This window comes from Paraburkholderia sp. NPDC080076 (assembly GCF_050281145.1).
In the GTDB taxonomy this organism is placed as follows: Bacteria; Pseudomonadota; Gammaproteobacteria; order Burkholderiales; family Burkholderiaceae; genus Paraburkholderia.
Genome location: NZ_JBNNWQ010000002.1, coordinates 1,041,982 through 1,065,667, shown reverse-complemented (window position 1 = coordinate 1,065,667; position 23,686 = coordinate 1,041,982). Strand labels below are relative to the sequence as shown.

Below are 23,686 nucleotides of genomic sequence, written 5' to 3'. Positions count from 1 at the left end.
CCACCTTTGAAAAACGAAACCCGCCAACACCTGCGCGCCAATGTCCTGATGCTGATCGCCGCGATGATCTGGGGCTCCGCGTTCGTCGCGCAACGCTTGAGTCTCGACGCGATCGGACCGTTCCTGTTCACCGGACTGCGCTTCCTGCTAGGCGCGCTGGTCGTGATGACGCTGATCGTTTGCGTGCGGCGCTCCGCGCTGGCTGAACTGTCGAAGCGCGAACCCGGCGGCGCACGCGAGCTGCTCGGCGCCGGCGCGCTGCTCGGCGTGGTCCTGGCCGCCTCGATTTCATTGCAGCAGATCGGCCTGCAATACACGAAGGTCGCCAACGCGGGTTTCATCAGTTCGCTGTACGTAGTGATCGTGCCGCTGCTGGGCGTGCTATTCAAACATCGCACGGGGATCGGCACATGGCTCGGTGCGGCGCTCGCGGCCGTCGGCATGTATTTCCTGAGTGTCAACGAGCACTTTTCGATGCTGTATGGCGACTGGTATCAGCTCGCCGGCGCGCTCGTGATCTCCATTCAGATGATGCTGGTCGGGCGTTTCGCGCTGCGCCACGACACGCTGATGCTCGCGCTCGTGCAGTTCGTGACGTGCGGACTCGCCTGCCTTGTTGTCGGTCTCGCCGTCGAACCGTTCAGCCTCGCGGTGATTGCGCGCGCCGCGCCGACCATCCTGTACGGCGGGGCGCTGTCAGTCGGTATCGCTTACACGATTCAGGTGGTCGCGCAAAAACACGCGGCGCCGTCGCACGCGGCGGTGATCTTCAGCATGGAAGGTGTGTTCGCCGCGCTTGCGGCCTGGCTCGTGCTAGGCGAAACGCTGACGGCGCGCGCGCTGTTCGGATGCGCGCTGATGCTCGCGGGTTTGATCGTGTGTCAGGTGATGCCGGCGTGGCAACGCGGACGTGAACGCGTGACTCGCGCGTCGTCTTGAGGATGCAGCCAGCCACCCCATTCGACGCCAAAGCGTGCGAGATATTTGCGCAGGCGTTCGGCGTCGTTGGGTTGCTTGCTGCCCTCAGGCCGCCCGCGGATGCGCAAACAAAGCGGGCGTATCGGCGGTTGGCGGAAACACGCACCAGCAGCCGTCGTCGTGACGAAAGAAGAACAACCCGCGCGAGCCCCTCTCGAGCGAAGTCTCGACGCGGACATAACGCCGCCCTCCGAGGCGAGTACGGCTGAATTCAGTGACGTGAACCGGCGCCGAAGGCTCCGGAGCAAGCCATTTCTCAACCAGAAACCGCAGCGACTGTTCGCTTGCCGTTCTCATGATCCGCTCCGGGCCGGCTTGTCCTGGTGCGCGTCGCGCGTGGCGTCGCTATTCTCGTCACTGTCGGCGAGGTCCGCTTCGTGTTCAGCGGATGCGTGCGCGATGGCCCGATTGGTGGCTGCCGCCCGCAGCGTGCTGCAATGGGTGGCATGTCGGATATCCGAGAGAAGACGGACAAGCTGTCGAGCTGTTCTGCGTTTCATTCCACACCCCCCGCACTGCACCAATAACCTCAGAAAACACTTTAACTCTATGCCTGGATCGGGCGTTGCCGAAATGGTTTTGACTAAATAGCAACAGTTGCGCTTGCAAAAAGAGAGACGCAATCTTTGTACCGTCCGTCTTCAATGTGCGCGTCTGGCAGGCAGCGGTCTGTACGGTGGCGAGCGCTTGGGCAACTTGAAAAACTTGCCCGGCAACGGTTGGAGAAACGACTGCGAACGCGAGTTATCCACAATTCCCTATGAATAACTTCGGGATAGCGCATGGAACAGCCTGTGTGCGGAATCTTGATAAGACGGCGCATGAGGCAAGCCCCGTCAAAGTTATCCCGGTTTGGTAGTTTTTCTACAGACGTGTTCCGCAGGGTTATCGAGTTTGCATGGCGTTGATGTGACGGAACATTCGGGAGTTATCCACAGAAGGGGTTAACCCTTGTTAACTATTACTACATATATATACGTATGAAGTAAAAGACATAGGATAAGTAATGCTTCGCGATGAGATTGAAGGCTGATCAGGTCTTGACCAGCCTCGACACCGCGAACGCCCGCGGATAGATCAGGGCGCTACGCCGACTCCGCTCGCCGGCTGCACGGACGCCGCCTTGCCGATGGCATCGGGCATCTCGGGAACGGGCACTGGAGCCGTCACTTCGACTGGCACCGGCAGCAGGCGCGTCTCGATGCGGTTATTGGCGACCGGCTGCGTGCGCACCACCGTCTGCAGATAATGATCGACGAGCCCGAAGAAACGGTCGTAGAACTTGCCCGACGGAATGGTCTCGCTCGAAATCTTGACCATTGCATCGCTGTTCGAACGGATCGGCAATGACAGCGACCCCAGCACGCTCAGTCCGACGCTTGCCGACGTATCGCTTTTCTTCAGCGCAAAGCCGTTCTGCACCGCATTGACATAGACGATGCTGGTATCGCTCGCTTCTTCTCCCGGCGTACAGACCACGTGAAATTCGACGACCACGTGCGTGTCGCCCGTCGGCTGGAAGTTCTTGGTGCCGTCGACGGTATCGTTGCGGGTCATCGTCGTCAGATAGCCCTGGCTCAAGAGCGCCCGGCGCGCGGCCTCACAGCTATCCGTGGTACTCGAATTGAAATTGCGTGCGTACGGGCTCGCGCCGGTTTCGAACAATTCCTGCTGGAATTTCGGCTGCGGCGTGCTGCTACAGGCGGCGAGGGTCAGCAGGCCGGCAAACGCGGCGGCTGTGGATCTGGAAAACGAGGTCAACATGGTCGATCGAAAGAGACGCTGCGTCAGCGCGAATGGGAATGCATTGTAGAGCGGTTGCCCACTGTGCGTAAAAAGGGCGCAACGTGGCGTCGTACAGGACGTGACAATGCATGACCGCGGCTGCGACGCTGCGGCAGGAAAAGAGACGAATGGCGCTTAGTGTGACGTCGCGGGAAGTCCCGTCGCCGACGTCGCCGCGCCGTTCAATCCGGCGGCATTAACGGCCGGGACGGTGAACGCATCGGCCCAGTTGCCCGGTGCCGCGCAACGGTCAGACGCAGGCCGTGCCGCGCACATGCCGGCCTGCACGTCCGATTGCTGTGCAGCGTCTTGCGACGGCGCGACCGCTGCGAAGTCTCCGACGCGCAAGCTCACCTTCTGCGCGTACGCTTGCGATCCGCCGTAGCTCTTGAGCGCGGCGTTCATGTCGCCGTTGGCCGAACGCATGTAGCCGTACAGAATCGCCGAGCCCACTTCGATATTCGCGGTTGGCTCGGTCAGGTCCTTGACGTTCCTCAGCAGTCCGCGATGGGCGCCGGGCACGACCTGCATCAGCCCGGTCGCGCCGTTGGCGCCCTTGGCCTTTTCCTTGAAGCGGGATTCGATCGAGATGATCGCCAGCAGGAGCGCCGGCGGGAGGGAATATTTCGAGGCGGCCGATTGCACCGCGTCGGAAATCTTTTGCGCCTTTTCCTTTGCCAGACCGAATTTTTGCGTCAGGTACGCGGACATGCGGTCGGTATTTTCGTCGGCCGTCGCGGTCTGCATCAGGCCGAGCGAAAGCACCATCAGGCAAAGTAACCGGCTCATAGCGGAGGACGGGAAAGAAAAGGGAATCCGGCCATTATAGCTCTGCCCCCAAATTAGACCCAGAACGAACCGAAATTCGTCTGAAGTATCGCCGCTGGTGGGCGTCTTTCGCATGTCAATGTGGCGGCTTCGGTTTCAGCATGTAGTCGTCGTTCAGCGTCGCCAGGAAAGCGGCGACGTCGTCGATATCGCGCTCCGACCAAACCGGACGCTCGCCGGCTTTGCGTGTGAGCGGTTCGTCGGTCGTGTCGGCGTTGACGCGCCGCGCGGCCGGTTAATCGTTGAATTTGTCGACCTGCCCCGCCCGTAATTCTGGATTGCGTGGCACGCCGAGCGCTTGGAAGTTTGAAATCCGCGAATAGCGGATGAGAGCCGTCGACGCCCACCTAATCGATATGGCAGGTGGCGGAATTGCCGCCCGCCGGATTGTCGACCAGTTTTTTCCCTCTCAACTCTTGTGCCGTTAGTTGCAATTTATTGTCCAAGTAGTAGTCGGACTTGCTTGTGTACGGACGAAATCCCGGATCTTCGAACTCGAACCGTTCGATCGCATACGTGGCGTGCATGGAGGCTTTGGCGCGTTCGACGAAGATGTTCTCACCGAAGACTTCCTTGAAGCGCGCCGCGTACGGCGTCCGCTCCAGTTTCGCGAGCACGCCCGCTGGATCCTTGTTGGCCCGTTCGGATTGAACAGCGGGAAACCAGCCTGATCGTGCAGACGGCTAAAGCGGCCATTACATCCGACACCGTCCACCGGGCGCGTTTCCCGTTTCGCCCAGACGCTCGGTCATGCTCGCCGCCTGCGCGTGACTCCGCATCGGCGTGCGGTTCAGCACGTAGCGCAGGCCCGGCACGGCGCGCTTGCCTTGCGAACGCATGTGCCACCCTACCCAACTGTGCCGCGACGCCGTCGGGCGGCCCGCCACGTGCGAAGGGCACTCTCACGGCGTCATTCCGCGTAACGTCGATGCAACGCCGCCGCGATCTCCGACATGCGCGCGCGCAACTCAGGCGGCGCCAGCACCTCGGCCTCGGTGCCGAAGCGCAGCAATTCCGCGCACGCCTGCCTCACGGAACCGACCGGCAGCGTCACGGTGCGCCAGCCATCGATGGGGTCCGGCTCGCCAATGATCGCCGCCGAGCGCGCGAACGGCGACACGAAGATTTCGAGCATCCGCATGCCCCAAGGCGACAGACGCAGCGTCGCTTCGCTCGCATGCATTTCTTCGGAGAGACGCTGCGTGCTGTCCTGCCAGTAGGCGGCGAGATCGAAAGCGGGCGGCCGCTCGAACGTCTCGGCCAGCAAGCTCAATTCGAGAATGCGTGAAATGCGGTAAATGCGCACGTCCGGCGCGACGCGCCCGACCACATACCACGCGCCGCTTTTCAGCACGATGCCGAGCGGCTCGATCCGGCGAAACTTCTCCGCTTTCCAGCTCTGATAGCGAATCTCCAGCGGATGCTGCTCCCACACCGCACGCGCGATCGACGGCAGATAAGCGGGCTCGTCCGCGTCCGAAAACCACGCTGGCGCATCGAGATGAAAACGCGAGCGCATGCGCTCCGCGGTCGAGCGCAATTCGACCGGCAGCGCGGCCAGCAACTTGGTCTGCGCGCCGGCCATCACCGCGCCCAGGCCGAGCGCCTGCATCGGTCCCGGCAGGCCACCGAGAAACAGCGACTCTGCTTCCTGCGAGGACAAGCCGTTCAGCCGCGTGCGGTAGCCGTCGAGCAGGCGATAGCCGCCTTCCGACCCGCGCTCGCTATGAACCGGGACGCCTGCAGCGCTCAGGGCGTCGATATCGCGATAGATGGTGCGCAGCGAGACCGCGCATTCGTCGGCGAGCGACTGCGCTGTGACGCGGCCACGCGCCTGCAGCGTCATCAGGATGGAAAGAAGGCGGCTCGCTCTCATGCGGACAAGTGTAGTGATACCTGACACAAACTGACAGGTATGGACGCTTAGGATGAACGCATCCCCCCGGCGCTTCGTTGCTGCCTCAAAGCCGGTTTTTTCGTCCACCACGCACATTCGGGAAGGCTCAAGCCATGACCACAGACCGCACGATCACCCTGTTCCACTCGCCGCAATGCCGCTCCGTCAGCGCGCTCACGCTGCTGGAAGAGCTCGGTGCACCGTACCAGTTGAAGGTGCTGAACATGAAAGCCGGCGAGCAGCGCAGAGCGCCCTATCTCGCCATCAATCCGCTCGGTAAAGTGCCGGCGATTCTCCACGGCGACGCGCTGGTCACCGAACAGGTCGCCATCTTCATCTATCTGGCGGACCTCTTTCCTGAAGCCGGTCTCGCGCCGGCGCTCGATGATCCGTCGCGCGGGCCGTATCTGCGCTGGCTGGTGTACTACGCAGCTTGCTACGAACCGGCGCTGGTCGACAAAGCAATGAAGCGTGAACCCGCTCCGCCCTCCACTTCGCCCTACGGCGATTTCGATTCGATGCTCGCAACGGTAACGAGTCAGTTGCAGACCGCGCCTTATTTGCTCGGGGACACGATGTCGGCGGCGGATATTTTGTGGGGCATCGCCTTGCATTGGGGAATGATGTTCAAGCTGGTGCCCGACACGCCGGCCTTGCTTGAGTATGTCGAACGCATCTGCTCGCGGCCGAGCTTCGTGGGCGTGAACGAGCGAGACGTCGCGCTGGCGGCCGAGCACGCGGCGGCGGTCAAAGACGCTTGAAGATGCCGACGAGCGGCCGTGTTGCCGGCCACCGCTCGGCGCGTGTTGGCTCGCCGGTTGAATCCGCCCGGATTTGAGACAATGAAGCCCGCCGGCGAATATCCTCCCCGGACAACCGGGTGTAGGCTTGGCATTCGTGCCGGTGCCGGCCCATCGAACAAGAGATGTTTTCAGGTATGAGCAAGACCGCATTCATTCCTAGCGCCCCCGCGACGTCGGAGGACGATTTTGAAATTTCGGCCACGTCGAAGCTGGCCGGCTATCGGCGTTTCTTCGGCGTGTTGAAAGTGGTTCGAACCACCGACGGACGCGTGCTGTTTCCGTTCGACGGCGCGCCCGAACTCGGGCCGTACGCGACCAAGCTCGAAGCGGTCGCGGCGGCGCAGGTGTACGGCGAACATATCGTCATCAGCGATCTGGCGCGGCCGGAGTTGTAAGCGCGAGTGCGTGGCCGGTTTTGCGTTGGCCGATTGCGTTGACCGTTGGTGGCGATCACTTCGGGGCTGCGAATGACCTGTGCGCGCAAAGTCGGATCATCGGCCGCTGTCATGTGGCGTGCGGCTTCTCTCGTGAGCGTGCTCGCTGCGACGCTCTGTCAATCGAGCTTCGCGCAGGATGCCGACGCCCCCGCCGGACAACAGGCGCTCGGACGCGCCGAAGTGATTCACGCGCAAGTCCGCGTGGTCGCAATCAATACCGCCACGAATAGCGTCACGCTGCGTGGTCCGCGCGGCAATCTCGCTGACGTGGACGTCAATCCTGCCCTCGCCGATGTCAGCCGGCTCAAGATCGGCGACAAGCTCAACGTTGCGTATCAGCAGGCGCTGCTGGTCAACATCGACAAGCTCGCGACCAAGGGTGTGCGAGAACGCGTGGAGACGACCGCGGCGATACCGGCTTCGGCGGGCTACGCGTCGTCGGCGCATAGCGTGAAAGTGGTCGCGACGGTGATGAAGATCGATCGCAAGACCCGCATGGTCACGCTGCGTGGCCCGAAGCATCAGCAGGTGCTCAGGGCCGCAAAGGGGATTTCGCTCGATCGGTTGAAAGTCGGCGATAGCGTGCGCGCGGAGTTTGTTTCGGCGGCGGCGGTGGAGTTGGTGAGGGAGTGAGGATGAGGTTCGTGGGACGCCGACCGTAGGCGCGAAAAAAAGCCACCTGTGAACGACAGGTGGCTTTTTTCCAGCAATAGAGCAAGCAACAGCTACCTCACTCCACTGTCACCGACTTCGCCAGATTCCGCGGCTTGTCCACATCCGTACCTCGCGCACACGCCGTGTGATACGCCAGCAACTGCAGCGGCACCACATGCAAGATCGGCGACAACAAACCGTAGTGCTCCGGCATCCGGATCACATGCAAACCTTCGTCGTTAACGATCTTCGTATCCGCATCGGCGAACACATACAGCTCACCGCCGCGCGCGCGCACTTCCTGAATATTCGACTTCAGCTTTTCCAGCAGCGCGTCGTTCGGTGCCACCGTCACCACCGGCATCGCCTCCGTCACGAGCGCGAGCGGCCCATGCTTCAACTCGCCAGCCGGATAAGCCTCGGCGTGAATATACGAAATCTCCTTGAGCTTCAGCGCGCCTTCGAGTGCGATCGGGTAGTGCAAGCCACGCCCGAGGAACAGCGCATGTTCCTTGCGCGAAAACTCTTCCGACCACGCGATGATCTGCGGCTCCAGCGCCAGCACGCTATTCAATGCCGCCGGCAAGTGGCGCAGTTGCTTCAGGTACACCGCTTCCTGCTGTTCACTCACACGGCCACGCATCTTGCCCAGCGTCGCCGCCAGCACGAATAGCGCAACCAGTTGCGTCGTGAATGCCTTGGTCGATGCCACGCCGATCTCGCGGCCCGCGTGCGTCAGGAACGAGAACTCCGTCTGGCGCACCATCGCGCTCGTACCGACGTTGCAGACCGCCAGCGTATGTTTGTGGCCGAGTTCCTGCGCGTGCTTGAGCGCCGCGAGCGTGTCCGCCGTTTCGCCCGACTGCGAGATCACCACCACCAGCGACTTCGGATTCGGCACCGACTCACGGTAGCGATACTCGCTGGCGATTTCCACCTGAGTCGGAATCTTGGCGATCGATTCGAGCCAGTACTTCGCGGTCAGCCCCGAGTAGTAGCTGGTGCCGCACGCAAGGATCAGCAGGCTGTCGATCTCCGCGAACACCTTCTCCGCGCCCTCGCCGAACAGCGAGGCATCGAACGAATCGGCTTGCGGGATCGTGTCGGTGATCGCACGCGGCTGCTCGAAGATTTCCTTCTGCATGAAGTGGCGATACGGTCCGAGTTCGACCGCGCCGCCATACGCCGCCACTTGGCGCACTTCGCGCTGCGCTTCATTGCCGTCGCGATCGGCGATGCGCACACCTTCGAGCGACAGTTCGCAGACATCGCCTTCTTCGAGGAAGATGAACCGTTCAGTGCTGCCCGCGAGCGCCAACGCGTCCGAAGCGAGGAAGTTCTCGCCGTTGCCGAGCCCGACCACCAGCGGCGAACCCTGCCGCGCGCCGACCACCGTATGCGGCTGATCCTTATGCAACACGGCGATCGCATACGCGCCGTGCAATTGCCCGACGGCTTCACGCACCGCCGCGAACAGATCGCCGTGGTACAGGCTGTGAATCAGATGCGCGATAACCTCTGTGTCGGTCTGCGAGACGAACGTATAACCCTTGCCACGCAACATTTCGCGCAGCGTTTCGTAGTTCTCGATGATGCCGTTGTGTACCAACGCAAGCGCATCTTTCGAGAAGATCGGGTGCGCGTTGTCCGTGACCGGCGCGCCGTGCGTCGCCCAACGCGTATGGGCGATACCCGTGATGCCTTCGAGATGACTCTCGCGCACCTGTTCGTCGAGATCGGCCACCCGCGCCACGCTGCGCGCGCGGCGCGGACCGTCTGCGCCAAGCACGGCCACGCCGCACGAATCGTAGCCGCGATACTCGAGGCGACGCAGTCCTTCGATGAGGACGGGAACGATATTACGTTGCGCTACCGCGCCGACAATGCCACACATGGCTCATTCCTTTTCAGTGCTAGTGCTGCGTTTCAGGGAGCGCGCGTTGAGCGCGCGTCATGACCATCAGCTCTTTTTCTTGGTCGGGCGCACGTAGCCCGTTTTGCTCGTTTGCGTCTTGTCGTTCAGGACCAGCGCGTCGGCCTCAACGTCCTTCCAGACCGTGGTGCCCGCCGCGATCGTCACGCCGCGCTTCACGCGCACCGGCGCAACCAGTTGCGTATCCGAACCGACAAAAACGTCGTCTTCGATGATCGTGCGGAATTTGTTCGCGCCGTCGTAGTTGCACGTGATGGTGCCCGCGCCGATGTTCACGCGCGCGCCGATATCCGCGTCGCCGATGTACGTGAGGTGATTCGCTTTCGAACCGTGGCCGAGCACCGCGTTCTTCACCTCGACGAAGTTGCCGACATGCGACTCGTCGTGCAGCGACGCGCCGGGACGCAACCGCGCATACGGTCCGAGCACGACATTCGCGCCGACTTCGGCGCCTTCGATGTGCGTGAACGCGTCGACGCGCGTACCGGCGCCGATGTTCGCATCGCGGATGACGCAGTTCGGCCCGATGGTGACGTTCTCAGCCAGCGTCACGCGGCCTTCGAACACGCAATTCACGTCGATCGAGACATCGCGGCCGCATTCGAGCGTGCCACGCACATCCAGCCGCGCCGGATCGGCGAGCGTCACGCCCGCGACCAGCAGCGCATCCGCCACGTTGTGCTGATGAATCCGCTCGAGTTCGGCAAGCTGCTGCTTGCTGTTCACGCCGAGCGTTTCCCACTCGTCGTCCGGCTGCGTGGTGACGACTTCAAGGCCTGCTTCGATCGCCATCTCGACCGCGTCGGTCAGATAGAACTCGCCTTGTGCATTGTCGTTCTTCAGCGCGGCAAGCCAGCCGCCCAGACGCTCGGTCGGCGCGACGATGATGCCGGTGTTGATCTCGGCGATCTCGAGTTGCTCGGGCGTCGCGTCTTTCTGCTCGACGATGCGCGCCACTTTGCCTTGCGCATCACGCACGATGCGGCCATAGCCGCTCGGGTCCGCGAGCGTGACGGTGAGCACACCGTAGCCGCCCTGCCCCGCACGCTCGGTCAGCGCCTGCAGTGTGCTGGCGCGCGTGAGCGGCACGTCGCCGTATAGCACCAGCGTAGGCGCGGACGGATCGAGTAGCGGCAACGCCTGCTGCACCGCGTGGCCCGTGCCGAGCTGCTGTTCCTGCACGGCGAACTGCACGTCCGGCGCGGCGACGGCCTTGCGCACGGCTTCGGCGCCGTGGCCGATCACCACCACGAGATGCGTGGGTTTGAGCGCGCGAGCCGTGTCGATGACGTGAGCGAGGAGCGGCCGGCCAGCCAGGGGATGAAGCACCTTGGGAAGCGCGGACCGCATGCGCTTGCCGGTGCCTGCCGCCAAAATCACAATGTTCATGGCACGGCAAATAGACGAGTTTGGAGGCGTCGATTCTAACACGCACCCTCTAGCGAAAAAGGCCGCTGTGGCGGCCTTGATGCGTACTGCAATGTGCGGAAACACCCATACGGCGAGCGTTTTCGTCAAAGATCGTCGAACTGGACGATGGAGATCGATTTTGTTGCGCTGGGCATCGCGCCGTCGCCGGCATCGGTCGAACACGGCTCCTCGTCGAAGGCGATATCGCCTTGCGGATCGGCCTCGCCGGTCGCACGCAGGCTCGCGAACGGGAACAGCTTGTGATCCATCAAATGCGAGGGCACGACGTTCGACAGTGCTTTGAACATGTTTTCGATGCGACCCGGGAAGCGCTTCTCCCAGTCGCGAACCAGCGCCTTCATTTCCGCGCGCTTCAGATTCGGCTGGCTGCCGCACAAGTTGCACGGAATGATCGGAAATTCGCGCAGCTCGGCGTACTTCTCCAGATCGGTTTCCTTCACGTAGGCGAGCGGGCGGATCACGATATTCTTGCCGTCGTCCGATTGCAGCTTGGGTGGCATGCCCTTCAGCTTGCCACCGTAGAACATGTTCAGCAGCAGCGTTTGCAGAATGTCGTCGCGATGATGGCCGAGCGCGATCTTGGTCGCGCCGAGCTCGCCGGCGACGCGGTAAAGAATGCCGCGCCGCAGCCGCGAGCACAGCGAACAGGTGGTCTTGCCTTCCGGTACCAGCCGCTTGACGATGCTGTACGTATCCTGATTCTCGATGTGAAACGGAATGTCGAGCTGCTTCAGATACTCGGGCAGCACGTGCTCGGGAAAACCGGGCTGCTTCTGGTCCAGATTCACCGCGACGATATCGAAGTTGATCGGCGCACGCTCGCGCAGCCGCATCAGAATTTCGAGCATCGCGTAGCTGTCCTTGCCGCCCGACAGACACACCATGACCTTGTCGCCGTCCTCGATCATGTTGAAGTCGCCGATCGCCTGGCCGACCTGGCGCGCGAGCCGCTTGAACAGCTTGTTGTTCTCGTACGCTTCCTTCTGTTCGCGGCGCGTGAGCGGCGACTTGGCGCGCGAGGCGGCTTGCGTGGCCTCGGTTGCGGCAGCGGCTTCGGCGGTTGCGGCGCCGTTCAGGATCTCCGGAGCATTCATGGCTCAATCCTCTTTGATGCGGAAGACTTCGACGCCCACCGCGTCGCAATCAGGATAAACGTCCGGCTTTTCCGTCGACACACGCGCGGCTCGCACTTGCGGATGCTCGAGCATGGTCTTGACGAGGTCGTCGCAGAGCGTTTCCTGCAAGTGGATGTGGCCTTGCTCGACGCGGCGCGAAATGGTCGAGCGCATGAAGTCATAGTCGACGACTTCGTTCAGCTTGTCCTGAACCGGCGTGGACAGCGCGAGCGGCACGAACAGTTCGACGTTGATCACGACGCGCTGTTCGCCGCGCTTTTCGAAGTCGTGCACGCCGATGTTGATGTGCACTTCGTAATTGCGCAGAAAAAGCCGGCGGCAATCGGCGAGCCGGGGATGCGAAAGAGCGGCAAACATGTTCGTTCCAGTCGAAAAAAGCGTGCGGAGCACGCAAAGGGGCGCTTCACAGCGCGGCGGCCGCCGCTACAACGGCTGGCCGCGCGCGCTTCAGGCGCCCGTCAAAAACATAACGTCGCGCGGCAGCGGCACGAGGTGCTGCCCGCCGTCGACCACCAGCGTCGTTCCGGTGACGCCCGCTGCATCCGCGAGATACAGCGCGGCGGCGACAATATCCTCGGCCCGCGACGCGCGGCCCAAGGGCGTAGTACGGTGAGCGGCCGCGAAACCGTCCGTCGTTTGATCGCCGGATTGCATCGTCAGACCGGGCGCGAGCCCGACCACACGCACTTTGGGCGCCAATGCCTGCGCCAGCGCGACCGTGGCTGTCTGCAACGCCGCCTTGGTCAGCGTGTACGACAGATAGTCCGGGTTCATGTTGTACAGCTTCTGATCCAGCACGTTGATGACGACGCTGCGCAGGCTTTCGTCCGTGCGCGCGGCTTCCGGCGTCGCCTCGAACAGCCTGCGCGCCAGCACCAGCGGCGCGCCGACGTTCATCGCGGTCAGCTTCAGCAGCAAGTCGTAACCGACGGTCTGCGCCGTGTCCTCTTCGAAGCGCGACGCATTGTTGACGATACACGACGGCCGGCCCAAGGCGTCGATACAAGCCGGCAAAAGCCGCTCGACCTGGGCCTCGTCGCCCAGTTCTGCCTGCAAAGCGACCGCCCGGCGGCCCAAGGCGGTGATTTCAGCGACCAGTTCGTCGGCCTGTTCCCGCGAGGCGCCGTAGTGGACGGCCAGGTCCCAGCCACGCGCGGCAAAGCCGAGCGCGAGCGCCCGCCCGATACGGCGGGCGGCGCCGGTAATCAGCACGACGCGCGGCGTTTCGGGCGCGCGGGCGGCGGCGGTGTCCAGAGAGGCGGTCATTTACAATGCGGGGATGAATCCGAAAGCTCACCAACCCGATAGTTTACCTGCTCCCGGCCCGAGCGCGCTTGCGCAGTCCGAAGCGCTGGTCGCGCAGATCCGAACGGAGCTCGACGCCGCCGGCGGCTGGCTGCCGTTTGACCGCTACATGGAACGCGCGCTGTATGCGCCGGGGCTCGGCTACTACAGCGGCGGCGCCCGCAAATTCGGGCTGCGCGGCGACGACGGCAGCGACTTCGTCACCGCTCCGGAACTGTCGCCGCTGTTTGCCGCGACGCTGGGCCGCCCGGTCGCGGAAGCCTTGCAGGCGAGCGGCACGCGCGACGTGATGGAATTCGGCGCCGGCACGGGCAAACTCGCCGCCGGCTTGCTCAACGCGCTCGACGCTTTGGATGCGGAATTCGACAGCTATTCGATCGTGGATCTGTCGGGCGAGCTCCGCGAGCGCCAACGCGAGACGATCGAGGCCGCTGCGCCCGCGCTCGCGGCCAAAGTGCGCTGGCTGGATGCTTTGCCGGAGCGCTTTGAAGGCGTGGTAATCGGCAACGAGGTGCTGGACGCGATGCCGGTGCGCCTGTTCGCCTTCACCGGCGGCGCGTGGCTCGAGCGCGGCGTGGTATGGCGCGACGACGCGTTCGCCTTCGACGATCGGCCTGTGTCCGCCGCTGCGGACCTCGCGCTGCTGTCGGAAATCGAAACCGCCGGCGAAGACTACGTGACCGAAACGCACGAAGCCGCGAGCGCCTTCACACGCACGATCTGCACGATGCTCGCACGCGGCGCGGCTTTCTTCATCGACTATGGCTTTCCGCGCCACGAGTACTACCATACGCAGCGTGCGCAAGGCACGTTGATGTGCCACTACCGGCACCGGGCGCACGGCGATCCTTTCCTCTATCCGGGCTTGCAGGACATCACGGCGCACGTGGAATTCACTGGCATCGCCGAAGCCGGCGTCGAGACGGGCGCGGACTTGCTGGGCTTTACGTCGCAAGCGCGGTTTCTGCTGAATGCCGGGATTACCGAGGCGTTATCCGGAATCGATCCTACGGACACGGCGAGATATCTGCCTGCGGCGAATGCGGTGCAGAAGTTGTTGTCGGAGGCGGAGATGGGCGAGCTGTTCAAGGTGATCGCGTTTTCGCGCGGACTGGATGACACGCTGCAAGCGTTTTCCAGTGGCGACCGGTCGCATACGCTATGAAGTTTTGCTTCAGGAATTGGCCATGATCCGCTGGCTGTTGACTACGTTTATCGCGGTGGCGGTGTTGTCGTCTTGCTGGCCGTGGCTTAGGAAGATTGGCATTGGGCGCCTGCCGGGCGATGTGACTTTGCGGATCTTTGGGCGGGAGTACCCGTTTCCGTTTATGTCGACGTTGGTGTTGTCGATGGTGCTTTCGCTTCTGGCCAGATTGCTCTAGTTTGCCGTTGACGGCAGCGGCAAAGAAGCAGGCTCCAAGCCGCCGCCCAAGAAGTCAAAAACGGACTTAGCCGATCGCCGCTTCCACAGCCCTGACCCGCTCCTGATGCACGGCATCCTTGATCCCAGCGGGTGCATCGACAAGCCGCTTAGCCACAGCACCGGCATCCACGCCACGCGCAGCGACCAGCGCGACTCTCAACCGCTCAGCCTGCGGATAATCCCGCATCTCAAACCCAAGCCGCCCGCGAGCATCCGCCTCGCACGCCTGCAAGGCTTCGGCGAAACGCGCGGGTTTGCGGATCGCATCGCTGCGTTCAAGCAGCCTCACCAGCGCCGCGGCCCCCATCTCCATCACACGATGAATATTGCCGTGCTCACGCGCAACCAGCACCGCGAGATCGCGGCAATCGTTCGGCACCCGCAGCCGCTCGCATAACGGCTTCAACAGATCCACGCTGCGGCCCTCGTGGCCGATATGCCGCGGCAGCACGTCTTCGGGCGTAGTCGCCTTGCCGAGGTCATGGGCCAGCGCGGCGAACCGAACCGGCAACGCATAGCCCTGCTGCGCGGCATGATCGATCACCATCATCACGTGCACGCCCGTGTCCACTTCCGGGTGATAGTCGGCGCGTTGCGGCACGCCGAACAGCGCGTCGATTTCCGGCAGAATCCGCGCCAACGCGCCGCAGTCCCGCAGCACCTCGAACATGCGTGACGGCTTCTTCTCCATCAAGCCGCGCGACACTTCCTGCCACACGCGTTCGGCCACCAGCGCGTCCACTTCGCCGTCGGCCACCATCTTGCGCATGAGCGTCAGCGTCTCCGGCGCGACCGTGAAATCCACAAAGCGCGCCGCAAACCGCGCGATCCGCAAAATCCGCACGGGGTCTTCGAGAAACGCATCGCTGACGTGGCGAAACAGACGCGCCTGCAAATCACCCTGGCCGTTGAACGGGTCGATCACCGGGCCGGTCAACTCGCCGTCCGGACGCACCTCGCGCGCCATGGCGTTAATGGTCAGATCGCGGCGCGCCAGGTCTTCTTCGAGCGTGACGTCCGGCGCATAGAAGAACTGGAAGCCGTGATAGCCGGCCGCCGTCTTGCGCTCCGTGCGCGCGAGCGCGTATTCCTCGTGCGTCTGCGGATGCAGGAACACCGGAAAATCTTTGCCCACCGGACGGTAGCCTTGCGCCACCATCTGCTCCGGCGTCGCGCCGACCACCACGTAATCACGGTCCTGCACCGGGACGCCCAGCAACTCGTCGCGGATCGCGCCGCCTACTGCGTAGATGTTCATGGGCAGTCGTCTTGATACGGAACCGTGTGCGTTTCGCTCAGCGAGTCGTCGATCCACGCTTTCACCGCCGGCAGTTCCGTTACGCGCCGCACGTAAGCTCGGGATAATTCCGACAGCGCCGGCTGCCACGTGTTAAAGCGCATCACGACCGGCGCGTACATCGCGTCGGCAATGCTGAATTCACCGAACAAAAACGGGCCGCCGTAGGTGTCGAGACAGTCGCGCCAGATTGCCTCGATACGCGCGATATCAGCCAACGCGCCCGGTGTCGCGTTCTTGCCCGGGAACGACGCGCGAATGTTCATCCACATGTTCGAACGCAGTTCGCCGAAGCCCGAATGCATTTCCGCGCTCACGCTGCGCGCGCGGCAGCGCGCGGCCGCGTTGCGCGGCCAGAGCGCATGTTGAGGAAATCGCTCAGCCAGCGTTTCGGCGATCGCCAGCGAATCCCACGTGGCCGAACCGTCGTCGTTGACCAGACATGGGATCTTGCCCGAACCCGACGGCGCAAGTGCCAGCACTCTCGCATTGGTGTCCGGCTGATTCAGGTGGATCAGCACTTCTTCGAACGGAATGCCGAAGTGTCTGAATAGCAGCCACGGCCGCATCGACCATGATGAGTAATTCTTGTCACCAATAAGCAGCTTCATGCTTTGTATAAGGAATGAGAGAAAATTTAACGTCCCGCGCTGGCGCGGAATGTGTCGAAGCGCGAACGCGTGGACGTGCCGGTCAGATAAATCGGCGCGATCGTTTCGATACTGGCCGGCTCGATGCCGAGTTCAGGCGCAAGCGGTCCGCTCAACACGTTGTCGACTTTCATCGAATCGAGATTGTCGCGCGAGATCACCGGTTCGCCGGGTGCCATTTCGAAGGTCAGCGCCTGCAGCCGCGCGAGCGCTTCCGGCAAGCGGATGATGCGTGCATGCTTGCCGATCACATCGCCGCAATACTTGACGAGATCTTCGAGCGAGTAAACAGTCGGGCCGCCCAGTTCATAGGTGCGGCCGCCGGCGGCATCGAGGTCGAGCACGTTGACGATCGCCTTCGCGACGTCGCCGACGTACACCGGCTGGAATTTCGCATCCGGCATGGCGAGCGGAATCACCGGAAACATCCGTTGCAGGAAGGCGAATTTGTTGAGGAATTGATCTTCCGGGCCGAACACCACGGAGGGCCGGAAAATCGTCCACGCCAGATTCGCCGCGTGCACGGCCTTCTCGCCATCGCCCTTCGAGCGCGTGTACATGCTCGGGCCGTTCGAGTCGGCGCCGAGCGCGCTGATATGAAGCAGCCGGTGCACGCCCTTGCCTTCGCACGCGGCGACGACTTTAGTCGGCAATTCCACATGCATCCGCGCGAACTCCGGGCCATACGGCGTGCCGCGTTTGCCGTGCAGCGTGGCCACGAGGTTGATCACGCAATCGGCGCCTTCGACGAAGCGCGCGAGCTGGACCGGATCGAACACGTCCGCTTCGATCACGTCGATGGGCAACAGGGTGAGATGACGGGCGTTGTAGCGCCGCCGGGTGGCGATGCGCACGTCCTTGCCCATTTCGACGAGGGCGTTGACAAGATGGCTGCCGATAAAACCTGAGCCGCCGATGATCGCAATGGCTTTATGTCGCATTTTCGACTCCCTGGTGGAAGCCGCGGCAACGGCTGGCGTGGCGCGCCGCCGCCTCGGAACGAGGCGGCGGCGGCACGGCGCTTACGGCGCGATATAACCCAGCCGCGCCTTCAGCGATTGCGGACGGCCTTCGAACAATGCCGCGTAGTAGACCGTGTTGGACAACACATTCTTAACGTAGTCGCGCGTTTCCTGGAACGGAATCGCCTCGGCGAAGATCGCGCCTTCCACCGGATGCTGCAAGGACTGCCGCCAGTTGCGCGGACGGCCCGGGCCCGCGTTATAGCCCGCGGTGGCCAGCACGGCCGACCCATCGAACTGATTGTAGATCATCGACAGGTAGTTCGTGCCGAGCAGGATGTTGGTGTTGATGTCGTTCATCTGCTCGCGCGAGATCGGCCCCAGGCCGATCTTCTTCGCGACCAGTTGGGCGGTGCCCGGCATCAACTGCATCAAACCGCTCGCGCCAACTTCCGAGCGCGCGTTCATGATGAAGCGCGACTCCTGGCGAATCAGGCCATAGGCCCATTCCACGTCCAGTCCATTCGACTGCGAATCGCGCTCGACGATATCCTTGAACGGCGACAGATAACGCAGCGAGAAATCATGCTCGCTCTTCGTGCGATCCGCCGTGTTGACGGTGCGGTCATACAACTCGATACGGCGCGCGTATTCGGCGGCCGCGATCAGTTGACGGTCGCTCATGGTGCGCAGCGGCCAGTTCCATTCGCGATTGCCTTCGAGCCGCAGATTCAGCGCGTAGAAGCGCTGCGCCAGATCGAAGCCGGGCGTGTTGCCGGCCTGTTGCACCTCGGCGTCGCTTACCGTGGTTTTCGGCGGAACCGTGATCTTCTGGCCCAGTTCTTCCGCGGCCAACTGACCGTAGAAGTTGAAGCCCTGCGAAATCGACTCGAATTCCTGATTGGCCGTGGTCGTGTCGCCGGCCTGCTTGAGCGCACGGGCATGCCAATACACCCACGACGGCTGATTGCGCAGCGCAGCGGGCATCTGTTCGATCGACCAGCGCACCATCGTCCAGTCGCCCGCGAGCAAGGCGGTGCGGGTGCGCCATTCATACGCGGGGTTCGACAGCGGCGCATTCACCGACAGGCGATACCAGTCCACCGCGCTCGGCATCTGCTTGGCGGCGGCCTGATAGGCAATCGTGCCCCAGCCGATGGCGCGCTCGGGCGAGCTCAGCGACGGCGCCACCGAGGCAAACGTGGCCGCGGCCATGGCCGGATCGTTGCGCGCCATGCGCGTGATAGCCAGCAACGCCAGTTGATGCGACTGCGTATCCGGACCGACGCCGCGCGCCAGCAGCAGCGGCGGCGTAGTGGTGGCCTGATTGAACAGCACCGGATCGGGCGGCTCGTTGCTGAGCGCGTCGACGAGTTTCGCGCCCGTGTTGGTGTAGTTCTGTTCGTAGGCGAGGCGGATCTGTTGCCACACGTCGGCCGAATTGAACTGCTGGTTGATAGCCAGCGAGTTGATCAGATCGACGCAGCCGTCACCGTACCACTTCGGATCGACGAGCAGCGCGCGCGCCGCATCCGCGACGTTTTCGCCGCGCGAGGCGCGCGATTCGAGCGCGTAGCACTTCACCTGCGTGTCGTCGTTCAGCACGAAACGGGCGTATTGCTGATCGAAGTTGCGCCAGTCGTGACGCGCGCCGAGCACCGTGAGGTAGTCGTTGCGCATGCGGTCGGCGATCGCCTGGCCGTCGTACTTTTGCAGAAACGACAGCACCGGCGCGTCCGGCGCGTCGATCCGCGCGTGGCCGCTCGAATCGAACAACTGCGGCTTGATCTGGAAGTACTCCAGATACGAAGGCGCCGGATAGCTCGGGATCATGCTGGCCAGCTGCGCTGCGCGCGCCGCGTCGTTATTGCGGGCGGCCTCGCGCAGTTGGACGAAGATCTGGTCGTCGTTTGTGAGTTGCGAAAGGGGAAGGGGCTTGACGGCGGAGGCCGTGCTGCACGCGACGAGTGCCGCAGCGGCAAGCGCCAGACCGGCCGCGCGATATACTCGGTAAAGGCGTTTTGACATCGTTGTTTCTGGAGCGCGAATTGAACCCAAGCATAGCATGCAACCCTGCAGCGGAATCGAAAAAGGCGCTGCGTAAAATGCTATTGGAAGCAAGGCTACAAGCCGCTTCTGAGCCCGCGCACAATACCGCGCTCGCACGGCACCTGCTGGATGCGTTAAAGCAGTACGGTGTGAATAGCGTGGGATTCTACTGGCCGCTCGCCGGTGAATTCGACGCGCGCGCCGCCATCTCGGTCTGGCTAGCGGCAAGCGCGGAACGCGAGGCGAGTCTGCCGGTGGTCAAGGAGCGCGGCGTGCCCCTCGAATTTCATGCATGGACGCCCGCAATGCCGATGAAGATCGGCCATCATGAGATCGCCGAGCCGACGTCCGGGCGCGTTGTGATTCCCCAACTGCTGTTCGTGCCGTGCGTGGGTTTCGACGCTCACGGCTACCGGCTCGGTTACGGCGGCGGCTATTACGATCGCACGCTGGCTGCGTGGCCGAGTGCGGCCAAGCCGATCACCGTCGGCATCGCCTATGAAGCGTGCCGCGCACCGGCATTGATACGCGAAGCCCACGACATTCCGCTCGACCTGATCGTCACCGAGGCGGCGCTCTACCCGCGCCCGGCGGATTGAGCGTTTGGCGCGCGCCGCGCTTTTAGCCTCGGCGCGGCGCGCCGCCGCAAAACAAACAGTCCTGCGTTATAAAGACGCTGCCGCCCGCGCAGCCGTGTCGTAAAGACCGGACGCGTTGCGCATCAACTGCGCCGCTTCGCCGATCTGCTCGTTGGTCAGGCCGCTTTCCTTCAACGTCGAAATCAAACAGCTCTCGCGCACCTCGCGATATTTCAGACAGAGTTCGCGGCCCGAATCGGTCGCCGAGAAGAACACTTCCTTGCCGGTCTTTTCGCTTTTTACATACCCTCTAGCTACGAGCTTCTTCAACGCGTAGGTGGCGACGTGCGTGTCTTCGATGTTCAACACGAAGCAGATGTCCGCCAGCTTCTTGCGTCGCTCGCGATGGCTGACGTGATGCAGCAGCGAGACTTCGATGGCGGTCATGTCCTTTTCGCCTGCCGCCGACATGCAGCGCACCATCCATCGGTTGAATGCATTGCCCGCCATGATGAGCGCGTACTCGAGTTCGGACAGTTCCGCGCTGGTCTCGGACACGAGATGTTCCGAGGAGACGATCTTGGTGGGATGGCGCGACATGGTGACGATTCTCGACAGACAGGTTGGGAAGGTGTCGGGAGTGTACGACGCGCGTTCGATCCCAGGGAGCCTGGCACAAACGCTTATTGAGAAATTGTTGATATTTTATTGATAATGTACGCTTCAACCGTCGCCTGCCCGATGCCGTTAACCGTTCAAAGGGTGTGCTGTGCCCGAATCCATCGACTCGACCTGGGCTGTTAATCCATGAGCCAACCAAGAATTTTTCCGCTCGGCGATAGCGCACTAGTCTGCGAAGCGCCGCCGCCGGCCACGCTGGAATGCCAGCAGCGCGTGTGGGCGGCCGCCGAGGCCGCGCGCGACTGGCCGCACGTGCTGGAGGTGGTGCCGGGCATGAACAACCTCACGCTCGTCTTCGATCCGCTCGAGGCCGACCGCGACGCGCTGGTGAGCCACCTGCAGACGGCTTGGAATGCGGTGAGCGATGCGCCCGCGCCCGGCCGTGAAGTCGAGATTCCGGTGCAGTATGGCGGCGAGTTCGGCCCCGATCTGCAAGCGGTCGCCAATCACACGGGCTTGAGCGTGCGCGAGGTCGTCGAACGTCATTCGCGGGGCGAGTATGTCGTGTTCTTTCTCGGCTTCCAGCCAGGCTTCGCCTATATGGGCGGGCTCGAAACCGCGCTGCACACGCCGCGCCGTTCATCGCCGCGGCTGGAAGTGCCGGCGGGGTCCGTCGGCATCGGCGGCGAACAGACCGGCATTTATCCGGCCACTTCGCCCGGCGGCTGGCAGTTGATCGGCCGCACCGAGCTGCCGCTGTTCGACCCGGCGCGCCGCCCGCCCACGCTGCTGCAGCCGGGCGACCGGGTGCGCTTCACCATCGCGGGGATACACGCATGATCGATGTGATTCGCGCGGGTCTCTTGACCACGATTCAGGATCTCGGCCGTCACGGCTACCGGCATCTCGGCGTCGCGATGGGTGGCGCGCTCGATCGTCTGTCGCTCGAAGTCGGCAACCGGCTGGTCGGCAACCGGCCCGACGCGGCGGGTCTGGAAATCACCTTCGGCCCGACCGTGCTGCGCTTTCTGCGCGCCACGCGGGTCGCTATTACGGGCACGGAATTCGGCGCGACACTCGACGGCAAGCCGGTCTACTCGTGGTGGAGCCTGCCGGTGCGGGCCGGCCAGGAACTGGTGCTCAATGCGGCCAAGCGCGGCATGCGCGGCTACGTGTGCGTGGCGGGCGGCGTCGACGTCTTACCGATGCTCGGCTCGCGCAGCACCGATCTCGCCGGTCATTTCGGCGGACTCGGCGGGCGCGCGCTGCGCGACGGCGACCGCCTGCCGATCGGCGCGCCGCCGCAGCGCGGCCATCTCGGCTTTACGCCGGAGGCGCCGGAGTTCGGCGTGAAGGCGCCCGCCTGGTGCAAATTCGTGCTGGTTCACGAGCCGCTGCGGCGCGGCCGTCATCCGTCGGGCGTGCCGTGGGCCGTGCCGATCCGCGTGCTGCGCGGACCGGAATACGAAAGCTTCACCGATGAAGCCCACGAGTCGTTCTGGTCCGATGAATGGCTCGTCACGCCGAACAGCAACCGCATGGGCTACCGCCTCGCGGGCAACGAGCTCAAGCGGACCCGGAAAACCGATCTGCTTTCGCACGCGGTGCTGCCCGGCACGATTCAGGTGCCGCCGAACGGCCAGCCAATCGTGCTGATGAGCGACGCGCAAACCACCGGTGGCTATCCGAAGATCGGCGCGGTGATTCAGGCCGATCTGTGGAAGCTCGCGCAGGTGCGCCTGAACGCCGCCGTCCGCTTCATCCCGACGACGCCTTACGAGGCACGTCAGGCCTTATTGGAAGAACGTACGTATTTGCGGCAGATCGACGCCGCGATCGCGATGCACGAAGAACGCTGCGCGCGGCAAGCGGCCGTCGCAACACTGTAACGATGAGCGCCCCCAACCTGGCGCTTCGCGCCGGCCCCGCAAGGGGGCCCCAAGAAAACTTGGGGCGGCCCGGCGTTTTCTTGAAGAGCAGAGGAACACCATGGAAATCGATTTGAACGCCGATCTCGGCGAAGGTTGCGGGTCCGACGAGGCACTGCTCGACCTGGTCAGCTCGGCGAACATCGCGTGCGGCTGGCACGCGGGCGGCGCCAACGCGATGCGCGATTGTGTGCGCTGGGCGGTGCAGAAAGGCGTGTCGATCGGCGCGCATCCGAGCTTCAATGATCCGGAGAATTTCGGTCGCAAGGAAATGGATCTGCCGGCCAACGACATCTATGCGGGCGTGCTGTATCAACTCGGCGCGCTGTCGGCGATTGCCCAGGCCGAAGGCGGGCGCATCGCGCACGTCAAGCCGCACGGCGCGCTGTACAACCAGGCCGCGCGCGACAACAAGATCGCCGACGCGATCGTCTCGGCGGTGCACGATTTCGATCCGTCGGTGGCGGTGTTCGCGCTCGCCAACAGCGGTCTCGTGACGGCCGCGCGCAACGCGGGTCTGGTTGCCGTCGAAGAAGTCTTCGCCGATCGCGGCTATCGCGCGGACGGCTCGCTGGTGCCGCGCAAAGAACCCGGCGCGTTGCTCGACGACGAAGACGAAGTGCTGACGCGCACGCTCGCAATGGTTCGCGAGCAACGCGTGCAGGCTGTGGACGGTCAATGGGTGTCGCTGAACGCGCAGACCATCTGCCTGCATGGCGACGGTCCGCATGCGCTGGCGTTCGCGCGACGCATTCGCGGCGCGCTGCAGGAAGCGGGCATCGAAGTCCACGCGGCCGGCGCCGCCCGCGCCTGAAGCGCCGGCCGAACCGCGGGACGGACAGCGCGATTCAAACCTGGTGCTCCTTGCAACGCCCCGCTCCACGCGGGGCGTTTGCCAGGTACACGACGCATTGCAGTACCCGTAGTCGATCAGCGGGTGCAGGTGTAGTTCGAAGCAAACGCGGCCATCAAGAGCCGTGGCAGCAAGACG

The 23,686-nt window shown here is 63.4% G+C and carries 25 protein-coding genes; 10 read left to right on the top strand and 15 right to left on the bottom strand.

Annotated elements, in window-relative coordinates:
* The first annotated feature begins 6 nt into the window (after positions 1–6).
* Complete coding sequence (locus tag ACQKRQ_RS12125) at positions 7–939, top strand: DMT family transporter (RefSeq protein ID WP_427477111.1); 933 nt, start codon at positions 7–9, stop codon at positions 937–939.
* 84 nt (positions 940–1,023) lie between these two features.
* Here the strand turns inward: ACQKRQ_RS12125 and ACQKRQ_RS12120 are convergent, their stop codons facing one another.
* The 5 genes from ACQKRQ_RS12120 to ACQKRQ_RS12100 form a co-directional block, all read right to left on the bottom strand.
* The gene (locus tag ACQKRQ_RS12120) at positions 1,024–1,275 is read right to left on the bottom strand and encodes a hypothetical protein (RefSeq protein WP_132376661.1); all 252 of its coding nucleotides are present in this window, start codon (positions 1,273–1,275) and stop codon (positions 1,024–1,026) included.
* A gap of 780 nt (positions 1,276–2,055) precedes the next feature.
* On the bottom strand, positions 2,056–2,742 hold the full coding sequence (locus ACQKRQ_RS12115; protein ID WP_408176476.1) for a DUF2242 domain-containing protein: 687 nt from the start codon (positions 2,740–2,742) through the stop codon (positions 2,056–2,058).
* Between the two features lie 156 nt (positions 2,743–2,898).
* A complete protein-coding gene (locus ACQKRQ_RS12110; RefSeq protein ID WP_427477109.1) occupies positions 2,899–3,552 on the bottom strand; it encodes a lytic transglycosylase domain-containing protein in 654 nt (217 codons plus the stop codon).
* A gap of 386 nt (positions 3,553–3,938) precedes the next feature.
* Positions 3,939–4,208, bottom strand: a complete 270-nt coding sequence (locus tag ACQKRQ_RS12105) for a hypothetical protein (RefSeq protein ID WP_427477107.1) — start codon at positions 4,206–4,208, stop codon at positions 3,939–3,941.
* Positions 4,209–4,501: 293 nt separating this feature from the next.
* Positions 4,502–5,467 (bottom strand): helix-turn-helix transcriptional regulator, encoded by a 966-nt coding sequence (locus tag ACQKRQ_RS12100; RefSeq protein ID WP_427477105.1) that lies wholly within the window; start codon positions 5,465–5,467, stop codon positions 4,502–4,504.
* 134 nt (positions 5,468–5,601) lie between these two features.
* Here ACQKRQ_RS12100 and ACQKRQ_RS12095 point away from each other — a divergent pair, with 134 nt between their 5' ends.
* The 3 genes from ACQKRQ_RS12095 (at position 5,602) to ACQKRQ_RS12085 (ending at position 7,361) form a co-directional block, all read left to right on the top strand.
* Positions 5,602–6,249 carry a glutathione S-transferase family protein gene (locus ACQKRQ_RS12095; protein ID WP_427477103.1) on the top strand — a complete coding sequence of 216 codons (648 nt, stop codon included), beginning with the start codon at positions 5,602–5,604 and terminating at the stop codon, positions 6,247–6,249.
* Between the two features lie 176 nt (positions 6,250–6,425).
* Positions 6,426–6,686: a DUF6723 family protein gene (locus tag ACQKRQ_RS12090; RefSeq protein ID WP_427477101.1), complete on the top strand. Its 261-nt coding sequence runs from the start codon at positions 6,426–6,428 to the stop codon at positions 6,684–6,686.
* A gap of 132 nt (positions 6,687–6,818) precedes the next feature.
* Positions 6,819–7,361, top strand: coding sequence for a hypothetical protein (locus tag ACQKRQ_RS12085; protein ID WP_427477099.1), 543 nt, complete (start codon positions 6,819–6,821; stop codon positions 7,359–7,361).
* A 97-nt stretch (positions 7,362–7,458) separates the two neighbouring features.
* On the opposite strand, the gene glmS is transcribed toward ACQKRQ_RS12085, so the two are convergent.
* The 5 genes from glmS to ACQKRQ_RS12060 all read right to left on the bottom strand — a co-directional run bounded on the left by glmS (position 7,459) and on the right by ACQKRQ_RS12060 (position 13,148).
* Entirely contained in the window at positions 7,459–9,276 is a 1,818-nt protein-coding gene (glmS, locus tag ACQKRQ_RS12080) for a glutamine--fructose-6-phosphate transaminase (isomerizing) (RefSeq protein ID WP_132376653.1), read from the bottom strand.
* Between the two features lie 66 nt (positions 9,277–9,342).
* On the bottom strand, positions 9,343–10,704 hold the full coding sequence (gene glmU / locus ACQKRQ_RS12075) for a bifunctional UDP-N-acetylglucosamine diphosphorylase/glucosamine-1-phosphate N-acetyltransferase GlmU (RefSeq protein ID WP_427477097.1): 1,362 nt from the start codon (positions 10,702–10,704) through the stop codon (positions 9,343–9,345).
* Positions 10,705–10,829: 125 nt separating this feature from the next.
* The gene (gene ttcA / locus ACQKRQ_RS12070; protein ID WP_427477095.1) at positions 10,830–11,840 is read right to left on the bottom strand and encodes a tRNA 2-thiocytidine(32) synthetase TtcA; all 1,011 of its coding nucleotides are present in this window, start codon (positions 11,838–11,840) and stop codon (positions 10,830–10,832) included.
* A gap of 3 nt (positions 11,841–11,843) precedes the next feature.
* On the bottom strand, positions 11,844–12,239 hold the full coding sequence (locus ACQKRQ_RS12065) for a dihydroneopterin aldolase (protein ID WP_012434647.1): 396 nt from the start codon (positions 12,237–12,239) through the stop codon (positions 11,844–11,846).
* A 90-nt stretch (positions 12,240–12,329) separates the two neighbouring features.
* A complete protein-coding gene (locus ACQKRQ_RS12060; protein WP_427477093.1) occupies positions 12,330–13,148 on the bottom strand; it encodes an SDR family oxidoreductase in 819 nt (272 codons plus the stop codon).
* Between the two features lie 13 nt (positions 13,149–13,161).
* Between ACQKRQ_RS12060 and ACQKRQ_RS12055 the strand changes: the two genes are divergently transcribed.
* Positions 13,162–14,352, top strand: coding sequence for a class I SAM-dependent methyltransferase (locus tag ACQKRQ_RS12055; protein WP_427477091.1), 1,191 nt, complete (start codon positions 13,162–13,164; stop codon positions 14,350–14,352).
* A 22-nt stretch (positions 14,353–14,374) separates the two neighbouring features.
* On the top strand, positions 14,375–14,569 hold the full coding sequence (locus ACQKRQ_RS12050; RefSeq protein ID WP_132376648.1) for a DUF2905 domain-containing protein: 195 nt from the start codon (positions 14,375–14,377) through the stop codon (positions 14,567–14,569).
* A 66-nt stretch (positions 14,570–14,635) separates the two neighbouring features.
* Here the strand turns inward: ACQKRQ_RS12050 and ACQKRQ_RS12045 are convergent, their stop codons facing one another.
* The 4 genes from ACQKRQ_RS12045 to ACQKRQ_RS12030 all read right to left on the bottom strand — a co-directional run bounded on the left by ACQKRQ_RS12045 (position 14,636) and on the right by ACQKRQ_RS12030 (position 19,547).
* Positions 14,636–15,868, bottom strand: coding sequence for a multifunctional CCA addition/repair protein (locus ACQKRQ_RS12045; protein ID WP_132376647.1), 1,233 nt, complete (start codon positions 15,866–15,868; stop codon positions 14,636–14,638).
* Positions 15,865–16,518, bottom strand: coding sequence for a glutathione S-transferase family protein (locus tag ACQKRQ_RS12040; protein ID WP_427477088.1), 654 nt, complete (start codon positions 16,516–16,518; stop codon positions 15,865–15,867). The genes ACQKRQ_RS12045 and ACQKRQ_RS12040 overlap by 4 nt, the downstream gene beginning before the upstream one ends.
* A gap of 26 nt (positions 16,519–16,544) precedes the next feature.
* A complete protein-coding gene (locus ACQKRQ_RS12035; protein WP_427477086.1) occupies positions 16,545–17,498 on the bottom strand; it encodes a complex I NDUFA9 subunit family protein in 954 nt (317 codons plus the stop codon).
* A gap of 81 nt (positions 17,499–17,579) precedes the next feature.
* Positions 17,580–19,547 carry a lytic transglycosylase domain-containing protein gene (locus tag ACQKRQ_RS12030; RefSeq protein WP_408176461.1) on the bottom strand — a complete coding sequence of 656 codons (1,968 nt, stop codon included), beginning with the start codon at positions 19,545–19,547 and terminating at the stop codon, positions 17,580–17,582.
* 77 nt (positions 19,548–19,624) lie between these two features.
* Between ACQKRQ_RS12030 and ACQKRQ_RS12025 the strand changes: the two genes are divergently transcribed.
* Positions 19,625–20,167 carry a 5-formyltetrahydrofolate cyclo-ligase gene (locus ACQKRQ_RS12025; RefSeq protein ID WP_427477084.1) on the top strand — a complete coding sequence of 181 codons (543 nt, stop codon included), beginning with the start codon at positions 19,625–19,627 and terminating at the stop codon, positions 20,165–20,167.
* Between the two features lie 66 nt (positions 20,168–20,233).
* Here ACQKRQ_RS12025 and ACQKRQ_RS12020 read toward each other — a convergent pair whose 3' ends face one another.
* A complete protein-coding gene (locus ACQKRQ_RS12020) occupies positions 20,234–20,746 on the bottom strand; it encodes a winged helix DNA-binding protein (protein ID WP_132376643.1) in 513 nt (170 codons plus the stop codon).
* Between the two features lie 207 nt (positions 20,747–20,953).
* Between ACQKRQ_RS12020 and pxpB the strand changes: the two genes are divergently transcribed.
* The 3 genes from pxpB (at position 20,954) to pxpA (ending at position 23,509) form a co-directional block, all read left to right on the top strand.
* Complete coding sequence (gene pxpB, locus ACQKRQ_RS12015) at positions 20,954–21,607, top strand: 5-oxoprolinase subunit PxpB (RefSeq protein WP_132376642.1); 654 nt, start codon at positions 20,954–20,956, stop codon at positions 21,605–21,607.
* Positions 21,604–22,656, top strand: a complete 1,053-nt coding sequence (locus tag ACQKRQ_RS12010) for a biotin-dependent carboxyltransferase family protein (RefSeq protein ID WP_427477081.1) — start codon at positions 21,604–21,606, stop codon at positions 22,654–22,656. Before pxpB ends, ACQKRQ_RS12010 begins: the two co-directional genes overlap by 4 nt.
* A gap of 100 nt (positions 22,657–22,756) precedes the next feature.
* Positions 22,757–23,509 carry a 5-oxoprolinase subunit PxpA gene (gene pxpA, locus ACQKRQ_RS12005; protein ID WP_408176456.1) on the top strand — a complete coding sequence of 251 codons (753 nt, stop codon included), beginning with the start codon at positions 22,757–22,759 and terminating at the stop codon, positions 23,507–23,509.
* Positions 23,510–23,686 lie beyond the last annotated feature (177 nt).